Below are 25,188 nucleotides of genomic sequence, written 5' to 3'. Positions count from 1 at the left end.
CATCCGGGGATATAGACCTGTTTTCTCGACGCTCTCGCAGACAGCCGCGACGGTGCCATCGACGGCGGGGGAACGCTTACCCCCGCGCCGCGCGTCGCGCCCTGCATGGCTTGGGATACCGTCAGACTAGAGTGGGACGACGAGGTTGCGACACTCGTCGTCGACCGTCCCGACCGGATGAACGCGCTGAACGCCGAGACGATGGACGCCGTCGAGGAGGCGGTCACCGAAGTCCGCGAGGAGGGCGCGCGGGTTCTCGTCGTGACGGGTGCGGGCGACGAGGCGTTCGTCGCCGGCGCGGACATCGCACACATGAAGGACCTCGGAACGGCCGAGGCACAGGCGTACGCCGAACAGGGCCACCGCATCGCGTCCGCGATAGAGTCGCTTCCCGCACCGACCATCGCCGCAATCAACGGATACGCGTTCGGCGGCGGGTGCGAACTCGCGTTGGCCTGCGACATGCGCGTCGCCTCCGAACGGGCCATCCTCGGGCAGACCGAGATAGATCTCGGAATCATCCCCGGGTGGGGCGGCACGCAACGACTCCCCGCACTCGTCGGCGACGAGACGGCGCGTCGAATGATCTACTTCGGCGAACGCATCGACGCCACCGACGCCTACGAACGCGGACTCGTCGGCGAGGTGGTCGCACACGACCAACTTCGAGACAGCGTCGCGGAGATGGCCGCCGAACTCGCAGAGAAACCCCGAGTCGCTCTTCACGCGGCCAAGGAGGCGATAAACGCCGGTCACGACGCGCCTCGCTCGGCCGCCCTCGAACACGAGGCGCGGGCGTGGAGCGGACTGTTCGGTACGGACGATCAAAAAGAAGGGATGGACGCGTTCCTCGAAAAGCGAGACCCGGTGTTCGAGTAGCGTTACGCCGTATCGACGATGTCGCTTCCGTCCGCGGCGTCGATGGCCGACATCACGGATTCGAGTTCGCGCGCCGACGACTCGATGTCCTCGACGACCGCCATCTGGTCGTCGTTGGCCGCCGCGGCGTCTTTCACCTCCGAACGCACCGACTTCGACCGGGAGGCGGCGGTGTCGACCATGCTCGCTACCTCTTCTGTCCGCACCGCTTGGTCGTCCGTCGCGGCGGCGATGTCGTCCATCCCCGTCGAGGTGGCGCGCACCTCCTCGGCGATGGCGTTTTGGTTCTCGACCATCTCGCGGACGGCGTCGGCGTTCGAGCGCACTTCCTCGGTGACGGATTCGATGCTCTCGACCGTCTCGCTGGCGTCACCTCGCGTCTCTTGGATTATCTCTTCGATTCGCTCGGACTCGTTTTGGACCTCGTTCGCCAGCGACTTCACCTCGTTTGCGACGACGGCGAAGCCTTCGCCCGCCTCGCCCGCCCGCGCCGCCTCGATGTTGGCGTTGAGAGCGAGGATGTTCGTCTGGTCGGCAATTTCGTTTATCACTTCGACGATGTCGTCGATTTCGGCGACCTGTTCTGCGAGTTGGCGGGTCTGTTCGGCCGCTTCGTCCCCGCTCTCTGCGACGTCTTCCATCGCCTCGACGGCGTCCTCGCCGGACTCCGTACTCTCCTCTGCGAGGCGTTCTGCCTCCTCGGAGCGTTGGTTTATCTCCTCTGCGGAGGCGGCTATCTCCTCGACGGTGGCCGACAGCGACCCGACTTCACCCGACACCTCGTCCATGTTCTCGGCTTGTTCGCCCGCGAGCGACGCCGCCTCACCGAGTGAGTCGTCGACCCGGTCTGTCGCCTCGGTCGCTTCGTTCACGGCGGACCGAAGCGTCTCTTCGACGCCGGTCTGTGCCTCGACTATCGCCTCGCGTTGCTCCACGAACTCCGTCACCGAGGACGTCGTCTCGAACGCGGCGACGACGTTCCCCTCGGTGTCGGAGAGGGGGACGGCGGTCGAACGAACCCACTCCGTCCCCGCGGGCGTCTGAATCTGCCGGAACTCGTCTTCTTGGGCCGCCTCACCGCGCTTGAGCGTCTCCTCGGCGAACGTCTCCTCGTTTTTCTTCTCCTTTTCGAACGCCTCTTCGAGGCTCGCTCCGACCATCTCGTCTCTGTCTATCCCGTACGCCGATTCCGCGGTTTCGTTGAAGTACGCCACCGTGTCGTCGCTACTGATGACGAATCCGGGTTCGGGGTGCGACTCAACGAGTTGCTCGAAGAGGCCGCGCCAGTAGTCGCGTTCCTTCTGCAGGCGTTCCGTCTCGTCGGCCGCGTCGATAGCCGGGTCTAACCCGCCCGCGCGGTCGGGCGTCTCCCGGACCGGGTTCGGGTCCGTTCCCGTCGCGACGTCGTTCGCGACGACGCCCCCGTCTGTCCGTTTCTCCCGCGTCTCGTCGCCGCTTTGCAACCACCGAGTGAGTAGACCGAGGTTCATGCTCACCTCTGTGTGAATCAGCGTTATAAAGCCCACATTCGAGTTATCAACTATGATTCTACCGGCTGCGAGTACTCGGAACGACGACGTTCACGGAACGGTGACGTACCACAGCGATAAGCCGTCGGGCGCCGAACACCGTGTATGACCGAAGACGTCAAACTGAGCCGCGTCGAATCGAGACTGCGAGAACTCTCTTACCCCATCTCGCGGTCGGAGGCGGCGGCGGAGTGTTCGGACGTGGAGTTGCAACTGGCCGACGGCGAGGCGAACCTCGGTGCCGTCATAGCGGACACCGGCAGCGAATCGTTCGACGGGCCGAACGAACTGTACGAGGAGGTACAGAACGCCCTGCCGATCGAGGCGCTTGGCGAACCCGGACAGTCGGACGGAGACGCCTGACATCGCCCGCGTCGCGGACTCTTCGCCGCGGCGTTTTCCGGACGTTTAAGTCCGAGAAGCGACTTTCTCTTGTAAGAATGGAGTTCTGCGACGAATGCGGTTCGATGATGAAGACGGACGGTGACGAGTGGGTCTGCGGCAGTTGCGGCTACGAGAAACTGCGCGACAAGGCCGACGAGTCGCACATGACCTCCACCGCGGCGCGCGAAGACAGCGAAGTCGTCGACATGTCCGAAGTGGACGACGCCGATATCGGCCCGACGACCACCGTCATCTGCCCGAAGTGCGGACACGACAAAGCCCGCTACGAGATGAAGCAGATTCGCTCCGCCGACGAATCGGAGACGCGCTTTTTCACCTGCGTCGAGTGCAGTCACAAGTGGCGCGAAGACGACCACTGACGACCCCGCGACGCTCCGGTTCGGACGTCGAATTAAGTTCGCGTCGCCCGTAGCGGTGGGTATGCCTTCGTCGGACCTCCCGTCGCCGACGGTGCCCGTGCCCGAGGGATGGCGCGTCGCCTCCGACGAACTGACGACGCCGTTCGACGTTCGCGTCGTCTCCGTCCGCGCGCACACGGTAGTCCTCGCCGACGACGCACTCCGAGAACGGGTCGAAGAGAGGGTCGAAGCGAACGCGGACGCGGATGCGGACGCCACGTGGCGCTTTTTCTTCGCGAGTCGCCTCCGCCTCGCCCCCGCCGCGCCGCCCTCGCGGGCGATGACGAGAATCGTCGCGAACCGAGCGAACGCCGGGTTCGCCGATACCCTCCGCGAGAGGGGGTTCGACGCCGTCCGCGCCGCCGACTCCCGCCGGTGGTCGGTTCGAGAGGAGACGGCCGACCTGACGAGATACGAGGCGCGCGTCGCCGTCGGCGACGTGTGCGTCGATGTCGAGGCGTACTTCGCGGTGTGGTCCGACGGGAGCGACTTTCTCGCGGCCGGGGGCGCGTACCCGCGGGCCGTCGCGTCCGGACCCGACGCGGTTGCGGCCTGTTTCGAACCGGAACGGTTCAGAGAAGAACTGTTCGAGATGATACGCGCGACGCGGTAGTCGGGAGGCTACTCGTTTCGCGCGAACGTGAGATAGCCCGTGTGACCGACTCCCGCGGTGGACGGGCGAGAGCCGCGTTCGCCGAAGTCCATCTCGCGTTGGATGGTTTCGACCGTCTCCACGTCCGAGAGGCCGACCTCCCGCGCGACGAGAGCGGCCTCGCGGCTCTGTTCGACGAACGGCGAGTAGACGGCGACGTAGCCTCCGCTGACGAGGAGGTCGGGCGCGCGCCGGACGACGTCCGCGGCGTCGCCGGTGTCGAGGGTCAGGAGGTCGAACCCGCCGTCGAGTTCGTCGAGTTCCGCCGTCAGGTCGCCCGTGCGAACGTCGACGGTCTCTGCGACGCCGGCCATCTCCATGTTCTGTCGGGCCACGTCGGCGAACTCGGCGTCTCGTTCGTACGTCGTCACCTCCGCGCCCATCCGGCCGAGATACGCCGAGAGGACGCCCGTACCGGTTCCGGCGTCTAAGACGCGGTCACCCGCGGCCGCGCCCGTGTGGCCGACGACGAGGCCGATGTCGCGCGGCATCATCGGCGCGCCGGTGCGTTCGAGGTGGTTGAACAGGTCGGGGCCGCGCAGACCGCGAACGAGGAACTCCTCGCCGAGATGCGTCTCCAACGTCTCGCCGGGTTCGACGTCTTCGGGGACGTCGAGGACGCCGAGGTCGGTCTGGAGTTCCTCTCCCGGTCCGCGGAGGTACTCTCGGTCCCCGTGGACGAGCAGGTACACTTATTCGAGTCGCGAGATAGCGGCCGCGAGGTCGCCGTTCTCGGCTTCGAGTGCGTCTCTCGCCTCGCTCTTGCCGACGCCCGCGCGCTGAGCGACGATTTCGATGTCGGAGTCTGGAATCTCGGCGTCGCCCTCGGAGGCGGACTCGTCTGCCTCCGCCGCGCCGCCCGCGCCGGACTCGACTGCGACCGTATCGTCGCCGCCGGAGCCGAGTTCGCGCGACTCGGGTTGGCCGACTATCTGGTAGGTCTCTTGGCCTTGGGCGTCCATCCGCGTCACCTGCGCGTCCGAGAAGACGAGTTCCTCGTCGGCCGTCTTGATGACGACCTCCTCCGCATCGAGTTCCGTGACGTCGATGCCCATCTGTTTCATCATCTGTTTCATCTTCCGTGGGTTCATGCCGCCTCCGCCAAACATACCCGAAGCGTCGGGGTCCGATAGCAAAAGCGTGGCGAACACCGCTCGGCGGGTCGGTCCCGTCGGCCGATGGGGAGGCGTCGAACGCCGGTATCGTCGCTCGGCTTACGACTCCGTGGCGGTGTGGCCGGTTCGGACGCTGACCGCGAGTCCGTTGCCGACCGGAAGCAGAACCGTCTCGAACTCCGGGTCGGCCCGCACGGCGTCGAGATACGACGCGATCCCTTCCGTCGACTCGTCGGGGGCGTCGAGCGGTTCCCCCTCGACGTACCGGGTGAGAGCCGACACGTCCGCCGGACCGTGAGTCACGTTGTCGGCGACGACGACGCCGCCGCGGGCGACTTTCGAGCGGACGGCTCGGAACGCATCGGCGTACCGGGATTTCTCGTGGTCGACGAGGACGACGTCGAACGGTCCGGGGTACTGTTCTACGGCCGCGAGGGCGTCGCCCTCGTGGAACTCCGTTCGGTCGGTCAGGCCCGCGCGTTCGAAGAACTCCCGCGCCATGTCGAGTTCGTCGCCGTCGTACTCGGTGAGGACGAACCGCGCGTCCGGGGCGGCGCCTTTGGCGAACCAGTACGCCGAGTAGCCGAACCCGGACCCGAACTCGAACACTCGGTCGGCGTCCGTGAGGCGCGCGAGGAGTCTGAGCGTCCCGCCCGCCTCCCGGCCGACGATGGGGAAGCCGTGTTCGTCGGCGTACGCGGCCATCTCGGCGTGTATATCGTCGTGTTCCGGGGCCAGTCCCCGGACGAACCGTCGAATCGTCTCGGCGTCGTCGCTCATGGGGCGGGCTTCGACCGGCGAGAACGTAAGCGTACGGCCCGCAGACGGGAGCGCGGATTCGACTTCGGGCGGCATCCGCCGGCGCTTCCGTCCGAACCGGCCGCGAGCCGCCCATCTCACCGGAAAATCGGTGTCCCGCGGAGGTACCGGCGCGCGGCCGCACATCGTTAAGGTGGCCCGACTCGCATCTTCGACCATGTTCGACCCGGACGAGTTAGAGCGCATACGCGACGCGAAAGCGGAGTGGGAAGAGGAGACGCTCTCGCCGACGCTGGACCGCTTCGGGGAACGAGAAGACGAGTTCACCACCGACACGCAGGGCCAGTCGGTGAAGCGACTGTACACGCCCGACGACGTCTCGGGCCACGACTACGAGGACGATATCGGATTCCCCGGCGAGGAACCGTACACCCGCGGCGTCTACCCGACGATGCACCGCGGCCGCCTGTGGACGATGCGGCAGTACGCCGGATTCGGCACCGCAGCGGAGACGAACGAGCGCTACCACTACCTCATCGACAACGGACAGACGGGGCTCTCGGTGGCGTTCGACCTGCCGACGCAGATGGGCTACGACTCCGACGCCGAGATGGCCGCAGGAGAGGTGGGAAAGTCGGGCGTGGCCATCGACTCGCTTCGGGACATGGAGACGCTGTTCGACGGCATCCCCTTAGACGAGGTGTCTACCTCGATGACCATCAACGCGCCCGCGGCGGTGCTCTTGGCGATGTACGTCGCCGTCGGCGACCAACAGGGCGTCCCCCGAGAGGAACTCCGCGGGACCATCCAAAACGACATCATGAAAGAGTACATCGCGCGGAACCTCTACATCTACCCGCCGGAGCAGTCGATGCGGCTCATCACGGACGTCTTCGAGTTCTGCACGGCGGAGACGCCGGGCTTCAACACCATCTCCATCTCGGGGTATCACATCCGCGAGGCGGGGTCGACCGCCGCCCAAGAGATAGCGTTCACGCTCGGAAACGGCATCGAGTACGTACAGGCGGCCCTCGACGCCGGACTCGACGTCGACGATTTCGCGCCGCAACTGTCGTTTTTCTTCAACGCGCACAACAACGTCTTAGAGGAGGTGGCGAAGTTCCGCGCCGCCCGCCGCATGTGGGCGAAGATAATGGAGGAGCGATTCGGCGCGGAGAACCCCAAATCCAAGCAACTGAAGTTCCACACCCAGACCGGCGGTTCGACGCTGACGGCCCAACAGGTCGAGAACAACGTCGTCCGCGTGGCGTACCAAGCGATGGCCGCCGTCCTCGGCGGCACCCAGAGCCTCCACACCAACGGGAAAGACGAGGCGCTCTCGCTCCCGACAGAACAGAGCGTCCGCACCGCGCTCCGCACCCAGCAGATTCTCGCCCACGAGTCGGGCGTCGCGGACACCATCGACCCACTCGCCGGGAGTTACTACGTCGAAGCGCTCACGGACGAAGTCGAAGAGGAGGCGTTCGAGATTCTAGAGGAGGTGGACGACCGCGGCGGCATGCTCGACGCGGTGAAGTCCCAGTGGGTCCAACGGCAGATTCAGGACGTCGCCTACGAACGCCAACGCGAGATAGAGGAGGGGGAGCGAATCATCGTCGGCGTCAACGAGTTCCGCGTCGACGAGGAACCGGACCCGGACGTCCAAGAGGTGGCCGAGGAGGAGGAAAACCGGCAACTCGACACGCTCGAAGCGGTGAGAGCCGAACGCGACGACGAGTCGGTGGCGGCGGCCCTTGACGCCCTCCGGGCGGCGGTCGACAGCGACGACAACCTCGTCCCCTACATCGTGGACGCGGTGAAGGCGTACGCGACCGTCGGTGAGGTGTCGAACGTCCTCCGCGAGGAGTTCGGCGAGTACCACCCGAGTCACGCCTGAGAGGGACGTCTCACCGCCGAACCATCGACTCTCCGACACCCCGCGGGTCGGAAACGAGTCTGAAGATAGCGTTCGCTCGGGGCGCGTAACCGTCTGAAAAATCGAGAGTGTCGTTCTGTCGCCGTCGGCGACAGTCGTGTCTCGGTATTACTGCCGGACGACGTTCGCCGCGCGCGGGCCCTTCGGCGAGGATTCGATGTCGAACTCCACTTCCGTCCCTTCCGTGAGGTCTTCGCCGCCGACGTCTTCCATGTGGAAGAACACGTCTTCGTCGTCGTCGAGGTCGCCGTCGTCAGTCGAGATGAAACCGTAGCCGCCTGTGTCGTTGAAGAAGTCAACCTTACCGTTTGCCATTACGAATAAACAGAGAGCCGACGGAGGGATAACCCTTCCGAGGGTCGCGGTACCACGACCCTCCTGACTCGCCTCCGCTCTGCGGCGTAGAATTATCAGCGTCGAGGTAGTTGGTGCCGATATCCATGGAACTGGACCACGTGGGCGTCGCGTCCGCCGACGCCGCCGGGCTAGCAGCGATGTTCGAAGAACTGTTCGACGCGCCCCTCGTCCACGAGGAGGAGTTCGACGGGATGTCGGTGCTGTTTCTCGAACTGGGCGGAAGCTACTTCGAGTTGCTCGAACCCCACGAGGAGGGGGCGATAGGGCGGTATCTCGACGAGTACGGCCCCGGTATCCACCACGTCGCCGTCCGGACGGACAGCGTCGCGGACGCACTCGACACGGCCCGAGAGGTGGGCGTCGAACTGATAGACGAGAACCCGAGACAGGGCGCGTGGGGTCACGAGGTGGCGTTCCTCCATCCGAAATCGACGGGCGGCGTCCTCGTGGAGTTCGTCTCGCACTGACCGACGCGCCGCAGACGGTACTCTATTCAGCCCCCGACGCGAGTAGCGGACGATGCGCGATTGGCTCTCTCACCGGGTTCGGGTGACGCCCGACGCGACGGCGCTTTTGCTCGCCTCCACCGGGGATTCGTGGACGTTCGCCGAACTCGACGAGATGGTAGCGGAGACGGCGGGGCATCTCGCCGCCCTCGGAATCGAGTCGGGCGACCACCTCGGCGTCGTCATGGAGACGCGCGTCGCCTACGTCCGTCTCCTCCACGCCGCGATGCGTCTCGGGACGGTACTCGTCCCGTTGGGCGACGGGCTGACCGAGACCGAACTCCGGGCGCAAGCGGAGACGGCGGATCTGACCGCCCTCGTCTGCGGGGCCGAAACCGAACGGAGAGCGGTCGATGCCACCGAGTCGGTACCGGTCGTCAGCGTCGACTCGCCGACGACGGACGCGGCGAGTTCGCTCTCGGACGTCTCTCCCGAGACCGTCGCCCCCGCCTCGTGGGACCTCGACGACACGCAACTGCTCCTCTTTACCTCCGGGACGACGGGCGACCCGAAGGCGGTCAGGCTCCGGATGCGGAACCTGCTTTCGAGCGCCGTCGCCTCCGCGTTCAGACTCGGCTTCGACCCCGCGGACAAGTGGCTCGTCGCCCTCTCTTTGCACCACATGGGCGGCATCGCGCCCGTGCTCCGGATGCCGCTGTACGGGATGACAGTCGTCCTCAGATCGGAGTTCCGGGCGGGGGCGACGGCCGACGACATCGAACGCTACGACGTGACGGCAGTCTCTCTCGTCCCGACGATGCTCCGCCGGATGCTCAAAAAGCGCGGGACGCTCTCGGAGTCGCTGAGGGTCGTCCTCCTCGGCGGCGCGCCCGCGTCGACGGAACTGATAGAGCGGTGTCGAAACTACTCGGTCCCCGTCTACCCGACGTACGGGATGACGGAGACGGCCTCTCAGATAGCGACCGCACGCCCGAAAGAGGCGTTCCGGAACGTCGGCACCGTCGGCCGACCGCTCTACTGGACGGAGGTGACCGTCCTCGACGAGACGGGGACGCCGGTCGACGGCGACGAGACGGGCGAACTGGTCGTTTCGGGGCCGACGGTCACGCCGGGCTACTACGGCGACGACGAGGCGACGGCCGAGGCGTTCTGCGAGTACGGTCTGCGGACGGGCGACGCGGGGTACGTCGATTCGGCGGGCAGGCTGTACGTCCTCAACCGAGTGGACGACCGAATCATCACCGGCGGCGAGAACGTCGAACCCGGCGAAGTCGTCGACGTGCTCCGGTCGCACCCGGACATTCGAGACGCCGCCGTCGTCGGTGTCCCCGACGACGAGTGGGGCGAACGCGTCGGCGCACTCGTCGTTCGCGCCTCCGAGGCGGTGACGCGCGACGTCGTCGAGGAGTACGCCCGAGAGCGACTCGCGGGCTTCAAACTCCCGCGAATCGTCGCGTTCGCCGACGAACTGCCCCGAACCGTCTCGGGGACGGTGAAGCGAGACGCCGTCCGCGAACGCCTCGAAGCGGTCGGCGAGGAGACAGAAGCGGAACCCACAGAGAGCGAAACGGTGGACGGGAGTGACGACGGAGGCGACGAAGACGTCGAACCGGGGAACGAGGAGAGCGTCGAATCGGAGGGCGACGAAGGCGTCGAATCAGAGAACGACGAAGGCGTCGAATCAGAGAACGACGACGCCCCCGCCGACTCGCCGGAGTGAGTCGCGGCCACGGACGCGGCGAACGCTCCGACATTATACACAAACGATAATTACCCACCGTCACGTTGGTCTGAGGCATGCCCGGAGCAACCGATCAGACGTTGCGGCCGTTCCTGTGGCGCGCGAGTAAACTCTACCCCGACAGAGAGGTCGTCTCGCGGACGCACGACGGCATCGAACGGTACACTTACGGCGAGTACCAAGAGCGCGTGGCCCAGTTGGCCAACGCCCTCGAAGCGGCCGGCGTCTCGCGCGGCGACAGGGTCGGGACGTTCTGTTGGAACCACCACAGACACTTCGAGATGTACTTCGCCGCTCCGTCGATGGGCGGGCAACTGCACACCGTCAATCCGCTGTTGCCGGACCACCACATCCAGTATATCGTCGAGAACGCGGCCGACGAACTGCTCTTCGTCGACCCCTCGCTGATCGAGAAACTAGAAGACGCCTACGACGAGGAGGCGTTCGCGTCCGTCGAACAGTACGTGGTGACGGGAAGCGAGGTACCGGAGACGTCGCTGTCGCCGGTGACCGACTACGAGTCGTTCGTCGCCGACCGAGACGCGGAGTACGACTGGCCCGACCTGCCCGAAGAGCAACCCGCAGGGATGTGTTACACCTCGGGGACCACGGGGAAGCCGAAAGGCGTCGAGTACACCCAACAGATGCTGTGGGGGCACACGATGGCGACGCTTCCGGAGTCCGGACTCGACCTCCGGTCGTCGGACGTGGTGATGCCCGTCGTGCCGATGTTCCACGTCAACGCGTGGGGACTCCCGTTCTCGACCACCGCCGCGGGCGCAAAGCACGTCTACCCCGGCCCGTCCCCCTCGCCGGAGGACCTCGCGACTCTCATAGAGGAGGAAGGCGTCACCCTCACCGCGGGCGTCCCGACGGTGTGGCTCGGACTCTTGGAGTACCTCGACGAGAACGACGCCGACATCTCCTCGCTCGAACGCATCGTCATCGGCGGGGCGGGGGCCCCGAAATCCGTCATCCGGCGGTTCGACGAGGAGTACGACGTCGACGTCCTCCACGCGTGGGGGATGACGGAACTGTCACCCATCGGAACCGTCGCGCACCTCAAGCCGGGGATGGAGTCGTGGGACGAGGAGGATAAATACGACAAACGGGCCAAACAGGGCCTCATCGCCTCCGGACTGGAGATGCGCGTCGTCGGCGACGGCGGCGAGGAAATCGAGTGGAACGGCGAGGACTTCGGCGAACTGTGGGTCCGCGGCCCGTGGGTGACGACGGAGTACTACGAACGCCCGGAGGCGAACGAGGAGGACTTCGAGGGGAACTGGCTGAAGACGGGCGACGTGGTGACCGTAGACGAGGAGGGATACGTCCAGATAGTGGATCGAGCGAAAGACGTCATCAAATCCGGCGGCGAGTGGATATCGAGCGTGGAACTGGAGAACTCCCTGATGGCGCACGACGACGTCTCGGAGGCCACCGTCGTCGGCGTCCCGCACGAACGCTGGCAGGAACGCCCCGTCGCGTTCGTCGTCCCGCGAGAGGGCGCAGACCGCGAGGCGTTGCAGTCCGACCTCACCGAGATGGTCGCGTCGGAGTTCCCGAAGTGGTGGGTTCCCGACGACGTGTTGTTCATAGAGGAGGTTCCGAAGACGGCCACCGGGAAGTTCGACAAGAAGGTGCTTCGCGAGGAGTACGACGACGAGTCGCTCATCGCCGGGAAGACGCCCGACGACGCCGCACCGGAATCCAACGACTGACCACGGAGGGAGGCGGGCGCGCCCGTTCCCGCCGAACAAACGGTAAACTCGTTTTCTCGTTTCTCAAGTTCCATGGATTATTTTACGTTAGGAATCTACCGTACCCCATGGACCTTCTCGACGACACCGTCGTGCCGGAACACGCCCGAGACGTGAAACAGGAAGCGCGGGAGTTCGCAGACGAACACATCGCACCGAACGCACAGGAGTACTTCGAGAGCGGAGAGTACCCCTGGGAGATTCTGGAGGCGGGGATGGACGCGGGGTTGGTCGCCCAAGACATCAGCGAGGAGTACGGCGGACGCGGCTTCGACTTAGAGCAGATTCTCGCCATCAACGAGGAGTTCTACCGCGCCGACGCCGGTATCGCCCTGACTCTCATGCTCGCGTCGTTCGGGTGCGAGATAGTCGAGCAGTACGGCTCAGAAGAGCAGAAAGACGAGTATCTCCGACCCGTGGCCGCCAACGACCAGATTTCGGGGCTCGCCGTCTCCGAACCCCAGACCGGGTCGGACATGGCGGGGATGACGACGGAAGCCGAGAAGACGGACGACGGCTACGTTCTCAACGGCGAGAAGTACTGGGTCGGAAACGCCGTCGAAGCCGACTGGCTCACCGTCTACGCGAAGACGGGCGACAGCGAGGACCGCTACTCGAACTACTCCATGTTCATCGTCCCGACGGACGCCGACGGCTACGAGGCAGAACACATCCCGGAGAAGATGGGCATGCGCGCCTCGAAGCAGGGCCACATCGTCTTCGACGACTGCGAGATTCCCGAGGAGAACCTCGTCGGAACCGAGGGCGGCGGCTTCTACATGCTCGCGGAGTTCTTCAACCACGGGCGTGTCGTCGTCGGCGGCCACGGACTCGGACTCGCCGCGGCGGCCATCGAGGAGGCGTACGACTTCGTCCACGACAGGGAGTCGTTCGGACGCAACATCGCCGATTTCCAAGCGACCCAACACACCCTCGCGGAGATGCGCATGGAGTTCGAGTCCGCGCGCGCAGTCAACTGGCGGGCCGCAGAGAAGGTCCACGAGGGCGAGGACGCCGGGTTCTGGGCGGCCATCTGTAAGACCAAGTCCACCGAGACGGCGACGGACTGCGCCGAACGGGGGATGCAACTCCACGGCGGCCGGTCCATCCTGACGGAACGCCGCATCGCCCGCGTCTACCGCGACGTCCGCATCCCGGTCATCTACGAGGGCGCAAACGAGATTCAGCGCAACCTCATCTACCGGCAGTGGACCTGACGTCGGTCTGAGACGGCGTCTCCCATACCCGATTCTCGAACTGTCTCTCTCGGAGACGTATATCCGACGTCGAAGAATGGTCCATGTCGAACTCGCCGAGGACGACGTGACGGTCAACGCCATCTGCCCCGGCATCGTGGACGCGCCGATGTGGAATCCGGTGTTGACCCCGACGCTCGGAGAGGACTACGAGGACACCATCGAACGCGCCATCCCCCTCGGACGCGACCAGTCGCCGGAGGACATGGGTCGTCTGGCCGTCTTCTACGCGACCAATCCCAACGTCACCGGACGGGCACTCGCGGTGGACGGCGGTATCCTCCAGAGCGTCCTCTGAACCGAGACGCCGTCGCCGACCAACAGTTATCCGTCGAGACGCCTAACTACCGCCATGGTTGACGCGAGCGTCAGACTCCTGGACAGAGGCCGCGTCGTCGCGGACGCGGGGTTCGTCCTCGACGGTTACACGATGGGCACCGCGGCGGACCCGAACCCCGCCCACGAGATGCGGGAGTTCGTCGTCTGGAACGCCGTGGTGGACCACCCGGAGGGGACGTTCCTCTGGGACACGGGGTCGGACCCGCGCGCCGGAGAGGGCTACTGGCCCGACCCGTTGTACGCGGCGTTCGAACACGTCGACGCGGACGAACACGCCCTCTCGGACGACTTGGCCGCCGCGGGCTACGCCGTCTCCGACATCGACGCCGTCGTGATGAGCCACCTGCATCTGGACCACGCGGGCGGCCTCTCGGCGTTCGAAGGCACCGACGTGCCGATATACGTCCACGAGGAGGAGTTGAAGTTCGCGTACTACTCCGCGAAGACGGACCAAGGCTCTATCGCCTACCTCGCGTCGGACTTCGACCGCGACCTGAACTGGAACGTCGTCCACCGACGCCGCCACACCCTCGCGGCGGATTTCGAGTTGCTCCACTTACCGGGACACACGCCGGGCGTGCTCGGCGCGAGAATCGACCTACCCGAGGAGACGGTGCTCATCGCGGGCGACGAGTGTTACGTGGACGAAAATTACACAGAAGAGATACCGCTCGGGCCCGGTCTCTCGTGGTCCGACCGCGACTGGTACGAGAGTCTCCAGACGCTCAAGGAGATAGAGCGGCGAACCGACGCGGACGTGCTCTACGGGCACGACAAACACCGGTTCGAGTCGTTCTGCGACGGCTGGAACCTGTCTGCGGGCGCCGAGTGAGAGCCACACCGACCCGAGTCCGCGTCTCTCGGCGACGAGGGGCGAGAGGGCGTCGAGACGCCTCCTATCGAGTGAACCACTCACTCTTTCACGTCTCCCTACGGGTCCCCTAACGGCTTAGGCTGTCCACCTATCCTCCGATAGCTTGTATACTGTAATCGAGAGATCAACCATGTCCAAAAGCAAATCGGGGCTCACCGAACTGACCGAGTACTGCGACGGGTGCGACGCCCGTACTCCCCACGAAGTCTCGATCACCCTCAAGACCGAGAGCGCAAAACAGGTCAACCGCGAGTTCTCGCGAGAGCCGTACCGGGCCACCAAGTGCGCCCACTGCGGCGAAGAGACGCTCCAGCGGATGAACGACGCCTGAATCCGATTCATCGAACGATCACCGAACGCGGGCCGAGATGACCCCACCCGCGACGGTGCGACCCCCGACCCCGACCGGCACCGTCGCCTCTCCGCCGACCCGACGCATCCCCCCAAACGCGTCGGCACTCGCGGTGACGGACCCCCAATCTGACCCGACGTCGTCGAACCCCCCGTTCGACGACACCGACCCCGAAAGACGAACTGCCCGCGACGGTCGAACGACCCCCCGCGACGTTTCTTCTGCCGACGACTGAGACGCAGACGAGTCGGACCGCCGGTCTCCGAACCGCCGGTCAGTCGTTCTCCGCTCGACTCTGCGTGCGTCCGTCGCCGGTTTCGAGATTCGTCTCCTCGAAGAACGCCTCGATGAGTTTTCGCTCGCCCGAGCGCAGATGCTCGTGGAACGTCGGCGCGGAGATGCCGAGCGACGCCGCCACCTCCTCTGCGGTGCTTCCTCTGGGCCACTCGAAGTAGTCCGACACGAACGCCGTCTCCAACACGTCGCGTTGGCGGTCGGTGAGCCTGTTCTCCAGTTCGCGGCGGAACGACTCCGTCGACTGGACCGACCGCTCTACCTCTCGCTTTGCGACGACGGAGACGTCGCCGAACGACCGCTCGACGGAGTCGATGAGCGCTCTGAGGTCCGCGTCGGGCGAGACGGTGGTGACGACGGTTCCCTCGCCGTCCGTGACCGAGAGCGTCTTCACGTCGGCTCCGAACTCGACGAACGTCGCGAGCAGCGTCGACCCGGTTAGCTCCCACTCCAACAGCGTCTCGTCGTCGCTCTGAGAGACGATTCGGGCCCGTTCGACCGCGGCGTGCTTCGTCGCCTCCTCTAACACCGTCTCGCCGTCTACGCCCGCGGCGGCGACGTAACACGAGACGCTCCCGTTCGCCTCGGGAGCGAACCCCTTCAGCGTCAGCGTTCCGCCGAGTCGCCTCGACAGTTCGACGAACAGGTCGCCGTCGTCGGTGTGTTCGAACTCCAGTTCGACCGCGGTATCGCTGTAGAGCAGGCGCTTCGACTCGGCGGCGCTGATGCCGTTGCCGATGCTCCGCCCGAGTTGTTCGAACACCTCGACGCGCTCTTCGAAGAACTCCGAGGGGCCGTCGGCGTAGACGACGAGGGCACCGTACGTCGTCTCTCGGTACACCAACGGGACGACGATGGCGGCGACGGCCGTCGCCGCCTCCCCTGGGTCCCGCATCGGAAACGCGGCGTCGCGGTGGTCGTCCGCGAGTCGTTCGACGATTCTGACCTCCTCGGACTCGACGGCGTCGCGTATCAACGACCGCACCGCGTCCGACCGGTCGCTCAGGCGGGCGGCATCGACGCCGGCGGTGGCGCGGGCGTCCACGTCGTCGATAGCCCGGTTGTAGCGCGCTATCCACGCGCCCAGATACGACTCCTCGTTCGCCACGGAGAGACAGACCGTCTCGGCTATCTCCTCGCGCGTCGTCGCGTCGACTATCGCCCGGTCGACCTCTCTCAGTAAGTTGTTGACGTGGTGGAGGTGGTCGAGTTGGCGCTGGCGCAGTTCTATCTCGTCTTCGCGTTCGCTCCGGAGCGATTCGACGTGCGCGTGGAGCGATTCGAGCGTGTCGGGGTCTCTGAGTTCCTCGCGGTCACGGCTTTCGAGGACGGATTCGGCCGACTCCAAGGCGAAAAAGCGCTGGACTTCCTCTTCGAAGTCGGACCGGACGAGCAGTTCTTCGACCGTCTCGCGGACGTCCGTCTTGGTGACGGGCTTTACGAGGTAGTCGTCGAACTCCATCTCGACGATGTCGGTGTCGGGTTCGACGGCGGTCATCATCGCGATACGGCAGTCCAAGCCGCGTTTCTCGAGGCGTTCGAGGACGTCGTCCCCCGAGACGGTCGGCATCCGCCTGTCGAGGAGGACGACGTCGACGGTTTCGTCCGCCGCGTCGAGGGCCTCCTGTCCGCCGTACGCGACGCGGACGTCGTAGTCGTCACGCAACCAGTACTCGCAGGTGTCCGCTAAATCCTCGTCGTCGTCTACGACGAGAACGACCGGCGCCGCCGATTTGTCCTCTCGCTCTCGGCTCGGCGAACGCTTCGTGGACATCGGATACGGTAGCCACTCCATCCACCAGTATATATCTGGCCATCAACAGGACATACTGTTCAAAATTAGTGTGTGTATACTCCGTTCTACCGCGGGCGATACCGTACGCTTAACCGTCGATGACCGCTCGGTCGCCGGACGCCAGCGAGAGTCAAGCGCGCGGAATCGACACCGTGAACACGGTTCCTTCGGGGTCGTTGTCTTCGACGGCTATCGTCCCGCCGTAACTATCGACGAGTTCCTTCACGAGGAACAGACCGAACCCGTCGCCGGGCGTCGATAACCGCTCGACGCTCTTTTCGACTATCCGCTCTTTTGCCTCGTCCGAGACGCCCGGGCCGTTGTCCGCCACTCGAACCGCGACGCTCTCTGCGTCCGGTTCGACGGACACCACCACCCGGGGTTCGGGGCTGTCGCTGTGTTGGACCGCGTTCGTGAGAATCTGCTCGAAGACGTTCGAGAGCAGTTCGTCGGCCATCACCTCCACGTCGGGAATCGACCCCTCAGCGTCGACGACGGCGCCGTCGTGAGCGTCGTCCAACGCCTCCAGTTCGCGTTCGAGTGTCGGCCCGAGTTCGACCGGTTCGAGGTTGTGAGAGTCGTCGCCGATGGCTCTCGTGAACGACCGCATCGTCTCGACGGTGTCGGCCATCTCCCCGACGCGTCCGCGGAGGGTTTCGAGGTGCGTCTCGCCGTCGTCCGTGACGAAGTCCGCGAGGATGTCAGCGCGGGCGCTTACGACGTTCAGTCCGTTGAGGAGGTTGTGCCGGAGGACGCGGTTCATGAACTCCAGTCGCTCGCGTTCGCGCCGCAGTTCGTGTTCGCGCCGCTTTCGTTCCGTGATGTCGCGTCCTTCGAGGACGAGAAGCACCACCTCGCCGGACTCGTTGGTCACGGGCGTCAGGGAGACGTCGACTGTCACGTCGCCCTCGCAGTCGGCCGCTTTCGCGTTCTCTTCGTACCGGACGAACTCGCCCGCGGCGGCCCACTCGATGGCGTCGCGCAGGCCCGCCACGTCGCCGCCCGCGTCCCACCACGGCACCTCCCAGAACGGCCGGCCGAGCAGTTCGTCTCGGCTCTCTCCTGCGAACTCCACCGCCGCGTCGTTTACCTTCACCACCGTGCCGTCGGGTTCCAACAGGCCCATGAACTGGAACGTCTTGTCGAACACCGCCTCCAAGCGGCGTTCGCGGCGCTTCCTCTCTGTCATGTCGCGGACGACTTTGATGTACCCGCGGAGGTTTCCGTCGTCGTCCGTAAGCGCCGTGATGGCGACGGACGCCCAGAACCTCGACCCGTCTTTCCGGACGCGCCACCCCTCGTGTTCGACCTGTCCATCCGTCGCGGCGCGTTCGAGGAGTTCCGCCGGGAGTCCGTCGTCGGCGTCCGACTCGGTGTAGAACGTCGAAAAGTGTCTGCCGAGTATCTCGTGTTCCTCGTAGCCTTTTATCTCCTCTGCGCCGCGGTTCCAACTCGTGATGTACCCCTCCGCGTCCAGGCGGAAGATGGCGTACTCCTCTACGTCCTCGACCAACGCGGAGAACTCCTCGCGCCGACGCCGCAGTTCGCGCTCTCTTTCTCTGCGCTCTACGGTGTCTATGGCGTGAGCCACGGTGTCCGCGAGTCTGTCGAGTGGTCCCTCCGCGTCGGTGGATTCGCCGAACGCCTTCTCGCGACCGGCGTACAGGCCGATGACGCCGTAGTCCTCTCCGTCGTACTGTAACGGAAGACTGGCGCAGGAGCGATACCCCCGGTCGAGTGCGGCCTCGCGCCACGGGGCGAACTCCGGTGCCGCGGCCGTGGACTGCGTAATCTGTACGTCGCCGGTCGTCACGGCGCGTCCGGCCGGTCCCCGACCGGTCTCGCTGTCACCGTCGGCGGTGATGGTCACCTCGTCGAGGTAGCCGTCCTCGTGTCCGGCCCACGCCGAGGGGACGATTTCGTCGCTCCCCCGTTCGACGCGCCCCGCCCAGACGAACCGCATCGACGTCGTCTCGACGAGGCGGCGACACACCATCTGCTCTATGTGGGTCCGAGAGACCGCCTCCTCGGTGGCGTTACTGACGTCGGCGACGACGTGCGTGAACGTCTCCAAGAGGTCGAGCCTGTCGCGTTGAATCTCTATCCGTCTCTCTCTTTCGCGTCGGTCCGTCACGTCCCGGAAGTGGACGGTCAACCCCGTCTCCGAGGGGAACGCGCTCACCTCGAACCACGCATCTGACGGATCGTAATACTGGGTGAACGTGACGTCCTCCATCTCTCGAAGCGCGCGTTCGTACCCTCGCTGGAACTCCGTCTCCGCCGCCTCCGGAAACTCGTTCCACAGGACACAGCCGAGGAGTTCCTCCTCGTCGCGTTCGAGCAGCAGTTCGGCCTTCTCGTTCAGGAAGGTGAACCGAAACTCCGTGTCGAGGGCGAAGACGGCCTCGGAGATACGGTCGAGGTGTTCTCGAACGTCCGTACCGAGGTGGCCGTCGGGACCGTCGCGAGTGTTCTCCATGGGTCTTCGGACGTGCGGACGGAACGCGCACCGTTCGTTCTTCGAGAGTCGAACGCAGAGCCATATACCGCTTTCCCCCGCCGGGCGAGCGCCTAACAAAATAGGCAGCCGACTTAGGCGGTCTTCTCTCGTCGGTAGATGCGAGTATGCTCGTTAGACCGACCCTCGACGACGCATCGGCCGCACGACCGAAGGCCACGACGTTCGGGGAGGTGCCTCCCCGTGCCTGAGTGCCAAAACTGCGGGTCGTTCGTCACGCAGAACTACGTCAGAGTGTTCACGCCCCAAGACAACGACGACCCGCGCGTCTGTCCGCACTGCGAGGACATGATGCGCGACGGGTCCGAAGTCCGCGAGGCGCGGTCGAAGCGAGTCACGTGACGCGGCACTGACCGACGGCGGTTCGGAGATTCGCCCGTCTTTCGGTTCCCCTTCCTTCCACGCGTCGCGAGCCGTACAGTAACCCGTCCATAGTCTCTAATTTCGCTTTTTATTCCACGAAGCGGGTCTCTTAGGTGCGTTGAGAACGTAGGTACGGTTCGATGAAGAAGAACGAACTGGTACATTATCACGCCCTGCTCAAGCAGGTCTCGACGGACTTCGTCGAGCGAGGTATCGTGACCCGAGAGGAGTTCGCAGAGTACGAGGAACTCGGCATTTCACCCGTGGCACTCCGAGCGTCGCGCGACCAACACGAAGAGGCCGTCCTGCTTCTGTCGGAGATTCTCTCCGTCGCCGCCGGACGCGAAGCCGAAGAACGCGCCTCTGAGGAACCCACCGCGGGCGAATCGCCGTCTACCGACGAGCACGCTCTCACCACTTGGTAACCCTCTTCTCTCTCTCGCCGATTCCCCTCGGAGTGGTGACGCCGCCCGCCGCGACCAGTTTCGCCGCGGACGGGCAACCTACAAGAGCCACCCGGAGTAGTTCTCGGTATGCGACTTGAGGACTACTGGGGGGTCGGTCCGAAGACGAGCGAACATCTCACGGAGACACTCGGCGTCGAACGCGCCGTCGAAGCCATCGAAGGGGCCGATATCCGCGCTCTCTCGGAGGCGGGCGTCCCGCGCGGGCGGGCGGTTCGCATCCTCCGGCGCGCCAACGGGGCGGCGGGGATGGACGCTCTCGGGACGCGCGACGCCCGCGACGTGTACGACGAACTGTTGACGCTCGCGAGTCAGTACGCGGTCACCGAACACGCGGCCGACCGCATCCGCGTCACGACACCGCTCGAAGACCCCGCGGCGCGCGAGGACCGACTCGACGGAATCCTCGCGGCCCGGGACGCGTGGGCGTCGCTCGACGACGACGCTCGCGCGTCGGTGCTCGACGCCTTCGCCGAGTACGACGAGGCGGGCGGAACCGACCGCGCGGCGGTCGAGACGGCGCTCACGCTCAGAGCGGCGGGCCTCCGCGGGCAGACGTTCGCCACCCTCGACGGCGTCGACGACGAGGCACTCCGCGACGCGTCGGGCGCGCTCGGTTACGTGAACGCGGACGGCACCGTCGCGGCGGGCGCGGACGACGAACTCGACGCACTCCGCGAGACGCTCGAATCCGTCCGGTCGCTGGAGAGCGGTGCGTTGGACGTGCTCGAATCCGTCCGGTCGCGCGGCGTCCAGAGCTTAGACGAGTTCCGCTCCGCGTTCGTCGAGTACGTCGCCCGAGAGACCGACCTCCGGCGCGGGCGAATCCAGTCTGCCGCCGCCGAGGACGCCTACGACGAGGCGGACTTCGCGAGCACGTCGCTCCGAACGCTCGTCGAGGAACTCGAATCCGAGGTCGAAAAACGAGAGGCCGAAGTCGCCGCCGACCTCCGCGAGGACGTCGAAACCGCACGCGAGGACGTGGACGCGGCCGTCGAAGCCGTCTCGGACATCGCGTTCGAGCTCTCTTTGGGCCGGTTCGCCGCCGAACACGACCTGCACCGCCCGACGCTCGTCGAAGACGGACTCGCCGTCTCCGGCGCGCGCAACCTCGCTCTCTCCGGCGACGTGCAGTCGGTCACCTACGGCGTCGGGACGCACAGTCTCGGCGGGGACGGAGAGACCGACGACGGCCCGCGTCCGCCGTCGGGCGACCGGGTGGCCGTCCTCACCGGGGCCAACAGCGGTGGGAAGACGACGCTCCTCGAAACGCTGTGTCAGGTGGCGCTGTTGGCGATGATGGGGATGCCCGTCCCCGCCGAACGCGCCGAGGTCGGCTCCTTCGACAGCGTCGTCTTTCACCGCCGCCACGCCAGTTTCAACGCGGGCGTCCTCGAATCGACGCTGAAATCCATCGTCCCGCCCCTCTCGTCCGGGGACAAGACGCTCATGCTCGTCGACGAGTTCGAGGCCATCACGGAACCGGGACGGGCCGCGGACCTGCTCAACGGGTTGGTGGACCTCACCGTCCGGCAGGACGCACTCGGCGTCTACGTCACCCACCTCGCGGACGACTTAGACCCGCTTCCGCCGGAGGCGCGCATCGACGGCATCTTCGCCGAGGGGCTAACGGAGGAGTTGGCGCTTCGCGTCGATTACCAACCGCGGTTCGGCACCGTCGGCAAATCGACGCCGGAGTTCATCGTCTCTCGTCTCGTCGCCAACGCGCGCGATCAGTCCGAGCGGATGGGGTTCGAGGCGCTGGCGGCCGCCGTCGGCGAGGAGGCCGTCCAACAGACGCTCTCGGACGTGGAGTGGACCGAATCGTGACCGGAGGGCGGCGTCAGCGGTACTCTTCGAGGCCGACGAACGCGCTTTGGTCCGCGCTCAGCCACGACGACATCCGGTCTCGACAGCTCTCTCGGCGCGGGTAGATCGTACAGCGGTCGGGCCGGCCGTCGTACTCGACGACGACGCTATGTAGGGCGTACTCGCGCCCGTCGATCGCTCGGTCGCCGACGGCGTCGCCGGACGACCGCGGTTCGGGCGTCCACGTGGGGTGTGCGGGTGAATCGGACATCACGGGGTCCTCGTTCGAACCACCACCTCCGAGAGTACATAACCTCTGCTAAGTCAACTCTATAGACACTACCACGGATATTGAGACGCCCGGAGCCTCCCGACGACAACCGGGGGCACCGAGCGGTTCGTCCGCGTCCGGGCGACGAACGGCGAACGGCGGACGACGAACCGCGAAGGACGAACGAGGGGCAAGTACCGCCGCCTGAGACGGAGTCAAGTGCTCGCGAACGCTCTCCCCCGAGAGCGATGGTGGACCCCACATCAGACCTCGGCGAGGACGTAGACGAGAGCAACGCGCCCGAGTGCGAACACTGCGGAGAGATGATAGTTCGGTCGCCGACGCACCGAGTCGTCACGTGGGTCGAAGACGGAGCGGCGCGACACCGACATTTCTGCTCGGACGACTGCCGGGCGGCCTACGACGAGCAGTCCGCGTAACCGCGGCTCACTCCGCTTCGGACCAGAACCGCTCGACGCCGAAGCGGAGCATGTCGGGACTCACCGGCCGGAACTCCTCTCGTTCGCCCGGCGGGAAGTAGTCGCGGACGCCGTTCCACGACTCCCGGGCGTAGCGCGCGTCCACGAACGCGCGGATGCCCGTCTCCTCGGGGCCGCGGATGACGCGTCCGATGGCCTGCCGCGCCTTCCTGACCGCCGGGACGGTCAGCGCGGCTTCGAACCCATCGAAGGACGCTGACGCGCCCTTCGGGCCCCCGCTCGCGTCGCTCGCGTGACCGTCACCGAACGTCCTGTCGTAGGCCGTCTTCACCGCTCGCGTCCGCGGACTCGACGTGTTGATGATGGGAACGCCGCAGACGACGGCCGCCGCGAGGCGGTCACCGCGGTAGTCGACGCCCTCGGTGAGCGTCCCGCGGAGACTCGTCACGAGCACCTTCTCGTCGCCGCCGAAGAAGTCGGCCTTCAGCGCCTCCGTCGCGCCGTCGTCGCTGGCTTCGTCCACGAGGACGGGCTTTTGCAGACGCGACTCCAACGCGCCGGCCATCCACTCGGCCTCCGCGTAACTCGGCATCCCGACGAGGACGTTTCCGGGCGAGAGCGCGATATCCTCGACGGCGTCGACGTACGCCCGCCGCGTCTCGTTGTCCTCGCCGGGCGGGCCGCGGTTCTCGTAGGTGAACTTCGGCGCGTCGACGGCGAACGACGCGCGGTTCTCCTCGGGAAACGAGAGCCCGTACGTCCGTTCGACGACCGGTCGGTCCGACGCTTCGAGGGCGTTCAGCCCCGTCACCTCCCTGAACACGTCCAAGGGAGCCAGCGTCGCCGACATCAACACGCCGCCGCCGAACTCGTCGAGTCTCTCGGCGATGGCGTCGCCGGGGACGCAGTTGTGAAGCGCCAAGTGGGCGTTGTACGCCCGCCGCCACGACTGGGGTCGCTCCGTCTCGTCCCACGTCCGGTCGAGAGTTATCTCCCGGAAGAACGTCTCGTGGTCCTCCCGCGCCCAGTTTGCGAGCGTCCGGCCCGCGGGGAGCGACGCCCGCCGCCTATCTTCCGCTTCGACTTCGTTCAGGACTCGGGCCACCACCGCCCCGACGGCCTCCGCGCGAAGCCACGTCCCCTCGTCGTAGCCCGCCTCCTCCGCCCACTCGGTTATCTCGTCTACCTCGGGGGTCTCGGGGTCTCTGAGCGGAATCTCGTCGTCGTCGAGTCGAGTGAGGTCCGCGCGCCAGTCCGGCGTCGTCCGGTCGAGGTGGGCCGTCACCCGACGGTCTATCTCCTCGCGCAACTCGCGGATGAAGTCGCGCACCTCCTCCAGTTCCCGAAGCGTCACGTCGGCGTCTTCGAGTTCGCCGCGGACGAGTTCGGCGTCCTCGACGCCCTTGCCGTCGTCGTCGAACGTCAGCGGCTGAATCACGCGCGTCAGTTCGCTCTCTGCGTCGCGGAGTGTCGCGTCGCCCACTCCGTCGCTGACGAGTTCGCGAACTCGCGGTTCGAGCATGTGCGCCTCGTCGCAGACGACGAACGTCGAATCGTCCACCAACGCGCCCGTGAACGACCCGACGGTGGTGGCGTCGAACGCGTGGTAGTAGTTGCCGACGACGACTTCGACGTGCGGGAGGACCGCACCCATCACAGAATGGGGGCACGTACCGTATCCCGCCGAGAGGCGGACGAGTTCCTCCGTGTCGACCAATCCGAGTTCGGTCACGTCGAACGGCACCGCCTCTATCGGGTCGCCGTCCTCCGGCAGATCGTCGAGGAACGTCGCGTAGAACGGGCAGAACTCCGTGTCCTCGTACTCGCCCGTCTCGGGGAGATACGGCGTCGGTTCGCCCGCCGTCTCCAGATAGGTCGGTCCCCCTTCGCTCCCCGAGTCCAGCAACCCCGTCTGGGCCGCCTGCGCCTCGCGAACGAGCGACGACGTGGAGGTGACGCCTCCGTCGCCGACGAGGTTTCGCGTTCGCTCGCGGAGGCCCTCGCACCGGTCGTACACCGTCTCGTCGTCGATTCCGGCGACGGTCTCTCTGCTGTACGGACAGACGTCCGCCTTCCCGACCATCGTCAGACCCGAGACGGGCCGCCAGTCGTCGGGTAGATTCTCGTTTATCGTCCGCAGGTCGGCCTCGAACTGGCGCAGTTGCTGTTTGACGCTCGTCAGGACGACGACGCGTTCGTACTTCGACTCCGGGTCGCGAACCCTGTCGATGCCCGCGGTCAAAGCGAGCATCGTCTTTCCGGTTCCGCAGGCGCCCTCGACCACGAGAAATCCGTCGTCGTCTGCCGCCTCGGCGGCGGCCTCGATACCGTCGGCTTGCTCTTCGTACGCTTCCCGATGGCCGAAGACCGCCTGCCAACTCACGTTCGCCCCTCGCGCCCCCGTATTCATATCGGTGT

General features: G+C 65.9%; 25 protein-coding genes. 16 read left to right on the top strand and 9 right to left on the bottom strand.

Annotation, left to right across the window (positions count from 1 at the left end):
- Positions 1-105: 105 nt before the first annotated feature.
- Entirely contained in the window at positions 106-879 is a 774-nt protein-coding gene (locus BM167_RS06870) for an enoyl-CoA hydratase/isomerase family protein (protein ID WP_092890633.1), read from the top strand.
- A gap of 2 nt (positions 880-881) precedes the next feature.
- On the opposite strand, the gene BM167_RS06865 is transcribed toward BM167_RS06870, so the two are convergent.
- Entirely contained in the window at positions 882-2,369 is a 1,488-nt protein-coding gene (locus BM167_RS06865; protein ID WP_092890630.1) for a methyl-accepting chemotaxis protein, read from the bottom strand.
- Positions 2,370-2,513: 144 nt separating this feature from the next.
- Here BM167_RS06865 and BM167_RS06860 point away from each other — a divergent pair, with 144 nt between their 5' ends.
- The 3 genes from BM167_RS06860 to BM167_RS06850 all read left to right on the top strand — a co-directional run bounded on the left by BM167_RS06860 (position 2,514) and on the right by BM167_RS06850 (position 3,824).
- A complete protein-coding gene (locus BM167_RS06860; RefSeq protein ID WP_092890627.1) occupies positions 2,514-2,771 on the top strand; it encodes a DUF5789 family protein in 258 nt (85 codons plus the stop codon).
- Positions 2,772-2,848: 77 nt separating this feature from the next.
- Positions 2,849-3,172: a transcription factor S gene (locus BM167_RS06855; RefSeq protein ID WP_092890624.1), complete on the top strand. Its 324-nt coding sequence runs from the start codon at positions 2,849-2,851 to the stop codon at positions 3,170-3,172.
- A gap of 61 nt (positions 3,173-3,233) precedes the next feature.
- On the top strand, positions 3,234-3,824 hold the full coding sequence (locus BM167_RS06850; protein WP_092890621.1) for a DUF6517 family protein: 591 nt from the start codon (positions 3,234-3,236) through the stop codon (positions 3,822-3,824).
- Positions 3,825-3,832: 8 nt separating this feature from the next.
- Here BM167_RS06850 and BM167_RS06845 read toward each other — a convergent pair whose 3' ends face one another.
- The 3 genes from BM167_RS06845 to BM167_RS06835 all read right to left on the bottom strand — a co-directional run bounded on the left by BM167_RS06845 (position 3,833) and on the right by BM167_RS06835 (position 5,758).
- Positions 3,833-4,555: a methyltransferase domain-containing protein gene (locus BM167_RS06845; protein ID WP_092890618.1), complete on the bottom strand. Its 723-nt coding sequence runs from the start codon at positions 4,553-4,555 to the stop codon at positions 3,833-3,835.
- Entirely contained in the window at positions 4,556-4,972 is a 417-nt protein-coding gene (locus BM167_RS06840; protein WP_092890615.1) for a nascent polypeptide-associated complex protein, read from the bottom strand.
- A 105-nt stretch (positions 4,973-5,077) separates the two neighbouring features.
- On the bottom strand, positions 5,078-5,758 hold the full coding sequence (locus BM167_RS06835; protein ID WP_092890612.1) for an O-methyltransferase: 681 nt from the start codon (positions 5,756-5,758) through the stop codon (positions 5,078-5,080).
- Between the two features lie 196 nt (positions 5,759-5,954).
- Here BM167_RS06835 and BM167_RS06830 point away from each other — a divergent pair, with 196 nt between their 5' ends.
- Positions 5,955-7,634 carry an acyl-CoA mutase large subunit family protein gene (locus BM167_RS06830; protein WP_092890609.1) on the top strand — a complete coding sequence of 560 codons (1,680 nt, stop codon included), beginning with the start codon at positions 5,955-5,957 and terminating at the stop codon, positions 7,632-7,634.
- Between the two features lie 147 nt (positions 7,635-7,781).
- Here the strand turns inward: BM167_RS06830 and BM167_RS06825 are convergent, their stop codons facing one another.
- Positions 7,782-7,988, bottom strand: a complete 207-nt coding sequence (locus BM167_RS06825) for a cold-shock protein (protein ID WP_008418277.1) — start codon at positions 7,986-7,988, stop codon at positions 7,782-7,784.
- A 125-nt stretch (positions 7,989-8,113) separates the two neighbouring features.
- Here BM167_RS06825 and mce point away from each other — a divergent pair, with 125 nt between their 5' ends.
- From mce to BM167_RS06790, 7 genes are all read left to right on the top strand, one after another.
- On the top strand, positions 8,114-8,497 hold the full coding sequence (gene mce / locus BM167_RS06820; protein WP_092890605.1) for a methylmalonyl-CoA epimerase: 384 nt from the start codon (positions 8,114-8,116) through the stop codon (positions 8,495-8,497).
- A gap of 52 nt (positions 8,498-8,549) precedes the next feature.
- Positions 8,550-10,217 (top strand): o-succinylbenzoate--CoA ligase, encoded by a 1,668-nt coding sequence (menE, locus tag BM167_RS06815; RefSeq protein ID WP_092890602.1) that lies wholly within the window; start codon positions 8,550-8,552, stop codon positions 10,215-10,217.
- 77 nt (positions 10,218-10,294) lie between these two features.
- Positions 10,295-11,956, top strand: coding sequence for a long-chain fatty acid--CoA ligase (locus BM167_RS06810; RefSeq protein ID WP_092890599.1), 1,662 nt, complete (start codon positions 10,295-10,297; stop codon positions 11,954-11,956).
- Positions 11,957-12,063: 107 nt separating this feature from the next.
- On the top strand, positions 12,064-13,212 hold the full coding sequence (locus tag BM167_RS06805; protein WP_092890597.1) for an acyl-CoA dehydrogenase family protein: 1,149 nt from the start codon (positions 12,064-12,066) through the stop codon (positions 13,210-13,212).
- A gap of 76 nt (positions 13,213-13,288) precedes the next feature.
- Positions 13,289-13,549, top strand: coding sequence for an SDR family oxidoreductase (locus tag BM167_RS06800; RefSeq protein ID WP_245781314.1), 261 nt, complete (start codon positions 13,289-13,291; stop codon positions 13,547-13,549).
- A gap of 54 nt (positions 13,550-13,603) precedes the next feature.
- Positions 13,604-14,422, top strand: coding sequence for an N-acyl homoserine lactonase family protein (locus tag BM167_RS06795; protein ID WP_092890594.1), 819 nt, complete (start codon positions 13,604-13,606; stop codon positions 14,420-14,422).
- Between the two features lie 172 nt (positions 14,423-14,594).
- Positions 14,595-14,795 carry a DUF7835 family putative zinc beta-ribbon protein gene (locus tag BM167_RS06790; RefSeq protein ID WP_092890591.1) on the top strand — a complete coding sequence of 67 codons (201 nt, stop codon included), beginning with the start codon at positions 14,595-14,597 and terminating at the stop codon, positions 14,793-14,795.
- 295 nt (positions 14,796-15,090) lie between these two features.
- Here the strand turns inward: BM167_RS06790 and BM167_RS06780 are convergent, their stop codons facing one another.
- Positions 15,091-16,884 carry a bacterio-opsin activator domain-containing protein gene (locus tag BM167_RS06780; RefSeq protein WP_092890585.1) on the bottom strand — a complete coding sequence of 598 codons (1,794 nt, stop codon included), beginning with the start codon at positions 16,882-16,884 and terminating at the stop codon, positions 15,091-15,093.
- A gap of 151 nt (positions 16,885-17,035) precedes the next feature.
- Entirely contained in the window at positions 17,036-19,384 is a 2,349-nt protein-coding gene (locus tag BM167_RS06775) for a PAS domain-containing protein (protein ID WP_092890582.1), read from the bottom strand.
- Between the two features lie 222 nt (positions 19,385-19,606).
- On the opposite strand from BM167_RS06775, the gene BM167_RS18370 reads away from it, so the two are divergent.
- The 3 genes from BM167_RS18370 (at position 19,607) to BM167_RS06765 (ending at position 22,080) form a co-directional block, all read left to right on the top strand.
- Entirely contained in the window at positions 19,607-19,765 is a 159-nt protein-coding gene (locus tag BM167_RS18370) for a DUF7563 family protein (RefSeq protein WP_177213292.1), read from the top strand.
- Between the two features lie 161 nt (positions 19,766-19,926).
- Complete coding sequence (locus BM167_RS06770; protein WP_092890579.1) at positions 19,927-20,211, top strand: UPF0058 family protein; 285 nt, start codon at positions 19,927-19,929, stop codon at positions 20,209-20,211.
- A 108-nt stretch (positions 20,212-20,319) separates the two neighbouring features.
- A complete protein-coding gene (locus BM167_RS06765) occupies positions 20,320-22,080 on the top strand; it encodes a MutS-related protein (protein WP_092890576.1) in 1,761 nt (586 codons plus the stop codon).
- A 13-nt stretch (positions 22,081-22,093) separates the two neighbouring features.
- Here the strand turns inward: BM167_RS06765 and BM167_RS06760 are convergent, their stop codons facing one another.
- Positions 22,094-22,330: a DUF7511 domain-containing protein gene (locus BM167_RS06760; RefSeq protein WP_092891150.1), complete on the bottom strand. Its 237-nt coding sequence runs from the start codon at positions 22,328-22,330 to the stop codon at positions 22,094-22,096.
- Positions 22,331-22,578: 248 nt separating this feature from the next.
- Here BM167_RS06760 and BM167_RS06755 point away from each other — a divergent pair, with 248 nt between their 5' ends.
- The gene (locus BM167_RS06755) at positions 22,579-22,770 is read left to right on the top strand and encodes a DUF7576 family protein (RefSeq protein WP_092890573.1); all 192 of its coding nucleotides are present in this window, start codon (positions 22,579-22,581) and stop codon (positions 22,768-22,770) included.
- Positions 22,771-22,777: 7 nt separating this feature from the next.
- Here BM167_RS06755 and BM167_RS06750 read toward each other — a convergent pair whose 3' ends face one another.
- Entirely contained in the window at positions 22,778-25,180 is a 2,403-nt protein-coding gene (locus BM167_RS06750; RefSeq protein WP_092890570.1) for an ATP-dependent DNA helicase, read from the bottom strand.
- Positions 25,181-25,188: the final 8 nt, after the last annotated feature.

This window comes from Halopelagius inordinatus (assembly GCF_900113245.1).
Taxonomy (GTDB): Archaea; Halobacteriota; Halobacteria; order Halobacteriales; family Haloferacaceae; genus Halopelagius; species Halopelagius inordinatus.
The sequence above is the reverse complement of the archived record's forward strand: the minus strand, read 5'-3'. Positions and strand labels throughout refer to the sequence as shown.

What these genes read in the sequence shown, in the direction of transcription:
- BM167_RS06870 (WP_092890633.1), top strand. Translation starts at nt 106, where the DNA reads ATGGCTTGGGATACCGTCAGACTAGAGTGGGACGACGAGGTTGCGACA.
- BM167_RS06865 (WP_092890630.1), bottom strand. Translation starts at nt 2,369, where the DNA reads ATGAACCTCGGTCTACTCACTCGGTGGTTGCAAAGCGGCGACGAGACG.
- BM167_RS06860 (WP_092890627.1), top strand. Translation starts at nt 2,514, where the DNA reads ATGACCGAAGACGTCAAACTGAGCCGCGTCGAATCGAGACTGCGAGAA.
- BM167_RS06855 (WP_092890624.1), top strand. Translation starts at nt 2,849, where the DNA reads ATGGAGTTCTGCGACGAATGCGGTTCGATGATGAAGACGGACGGTGAC.
- BM167_RS06850 (WP_092890621.1), top strand. Translation starts at nt 3,234, where the DNA reads ATGCCTTCGTCGGACCTCCCGTCGCCGACGGTGCCCGTGCCCGAGGGA.
- BM167_RS06840 (WP_092890615.1), bottom strand. Translation starts at nt 4,972, where the DNA reads ATGTTTGGCGGAGGCGGCATGAACCCACGGAAGATGAAACAGATGATG.
- BM167_RS06835 (WP_092890612.1), bottom strand. Translation starts at nt 5,758, where the DNA reads ATGAGCGACGACGCCGAGACGATTCGACGGTTCGTCCGGGGACTGGCC.
- BM167_RS06830 (WP_092890609.1), top strand. Translation starts at nt 5,955, where the DNA reads ATGTTCGACCCGGACGAGTTAGAGCGCATACGCGACGCGAAAGCGGAG.
- BM167_RS06825 (WP_008418277.1), bottom strand. Translation starts at nt 7,988, where the DNA reads ATGGCAAACGGTAAGGTTGACTTCTTCAACGACACAGGCGGCTACGGT.
- mce (WP_092890605.1), top strand. Translation starts at nt 8,114, where the DNA reads ATGGAACTGGACCACGTGGGCGTCGCGTCCGCCGACGCCGCCGGGCTA.
- menE (WP_092890602.1), top strand. Translation starts at nt 8,550, where the DNA reads ATGCGCGATTGGCTCTCTCACCGGGTTCGGGTGACGCCCGACGCGACG.
- BM167_RS06810 (WP_092890599.1), top strand. Translation starts at nt 10,295, where the DNA reads ATGCCCGGAGCAACCGATCAGACGTTGCGGCCGTTCCTGTGGCGCGCG.
- BM167_RS06805 (WP_092890597.1), top strand. Translation starts at nt 12,064, where the DNA reads ATGGACCTTCTCGACGACACCGTCGTGCCGGAACACGCCCGAGACGTG.
- BM167_RS06800 (WP_245781314.1), top strand. Translation starts at nt 13,289, where the DNA reads ATGGTCCATGTCGAACTCGCCGAGGACGACGTGACGGTCAACGCCATC.
- BM167_RS06795 (WP_092890594.1), top strand. Translation starts at nt 13,604, where the DNA reads ATGGTTGACGCGAGCGTCAGACTCCTGGACAGAGGCCGCGTCGTCGCG.
- BM167_RS06790 (WP_092890591.1), top strand. Translation starts at nt 14,595, where the DNA reads ATGTCCAAAAGCAAATCGGGGCTCACCGAACTGACCGAGTACTGCGAC.
- BM167_RS06780 (WP_092890585.1), bottom strand. Translation starts at nt 16,884, where the DNA reads ATGTCCACGAAGCGTTCGCCGAGCCGAGAGCGAGAGGACAAATCGGCG.
- BM167_RS06775 (WP_092890582.1), bottom strand. Translation starts at nt 19,384, where the DNA reads ATGGAGAACACTCGCGACGGTCCCGACGGCCACCTCGGTACGGACGTT.
- BM167_RS06770 (WP_092890579.1), top strand. Translation starts at nt 19,927, where the DNA reads ATGAAGAAGAACGAACTGGTACATTATCACGCCCTGCTCAAGCAGGTC.
- BM167_RS06765 (WP_092890576.1), top strand. Translation starts at nt 20,320, where the DNA reads ATGCGACTTGAGGACTACTGGGGGGTCGGTCCGAAGACGAGCGAACAT.
- BM167_RS06760 (WP_092891150.1), bottom strand. Translation starts at nt 22,330, where the DNA reads ATGTCCGATTCACCCGCACACCCCACGTGGACGCCCGAACCGCGGTCG.
- BM167_RS06755 (WP_092890573.1), top strand. Translation starts at nt 22,579, where the DNA reads ATGGTGGACCCCACATCAGACCTCGGCGAGGACGTAGACGAGAGCAAC.
- BM167_RS06750 (WP_092890570.1), bottom strand. Translation starts at nt 25,180, where the DNA reads ATGAATACGGGGGCGCGAGGGGCGAACGTGAGTTGGCAGGCGGTCTTC.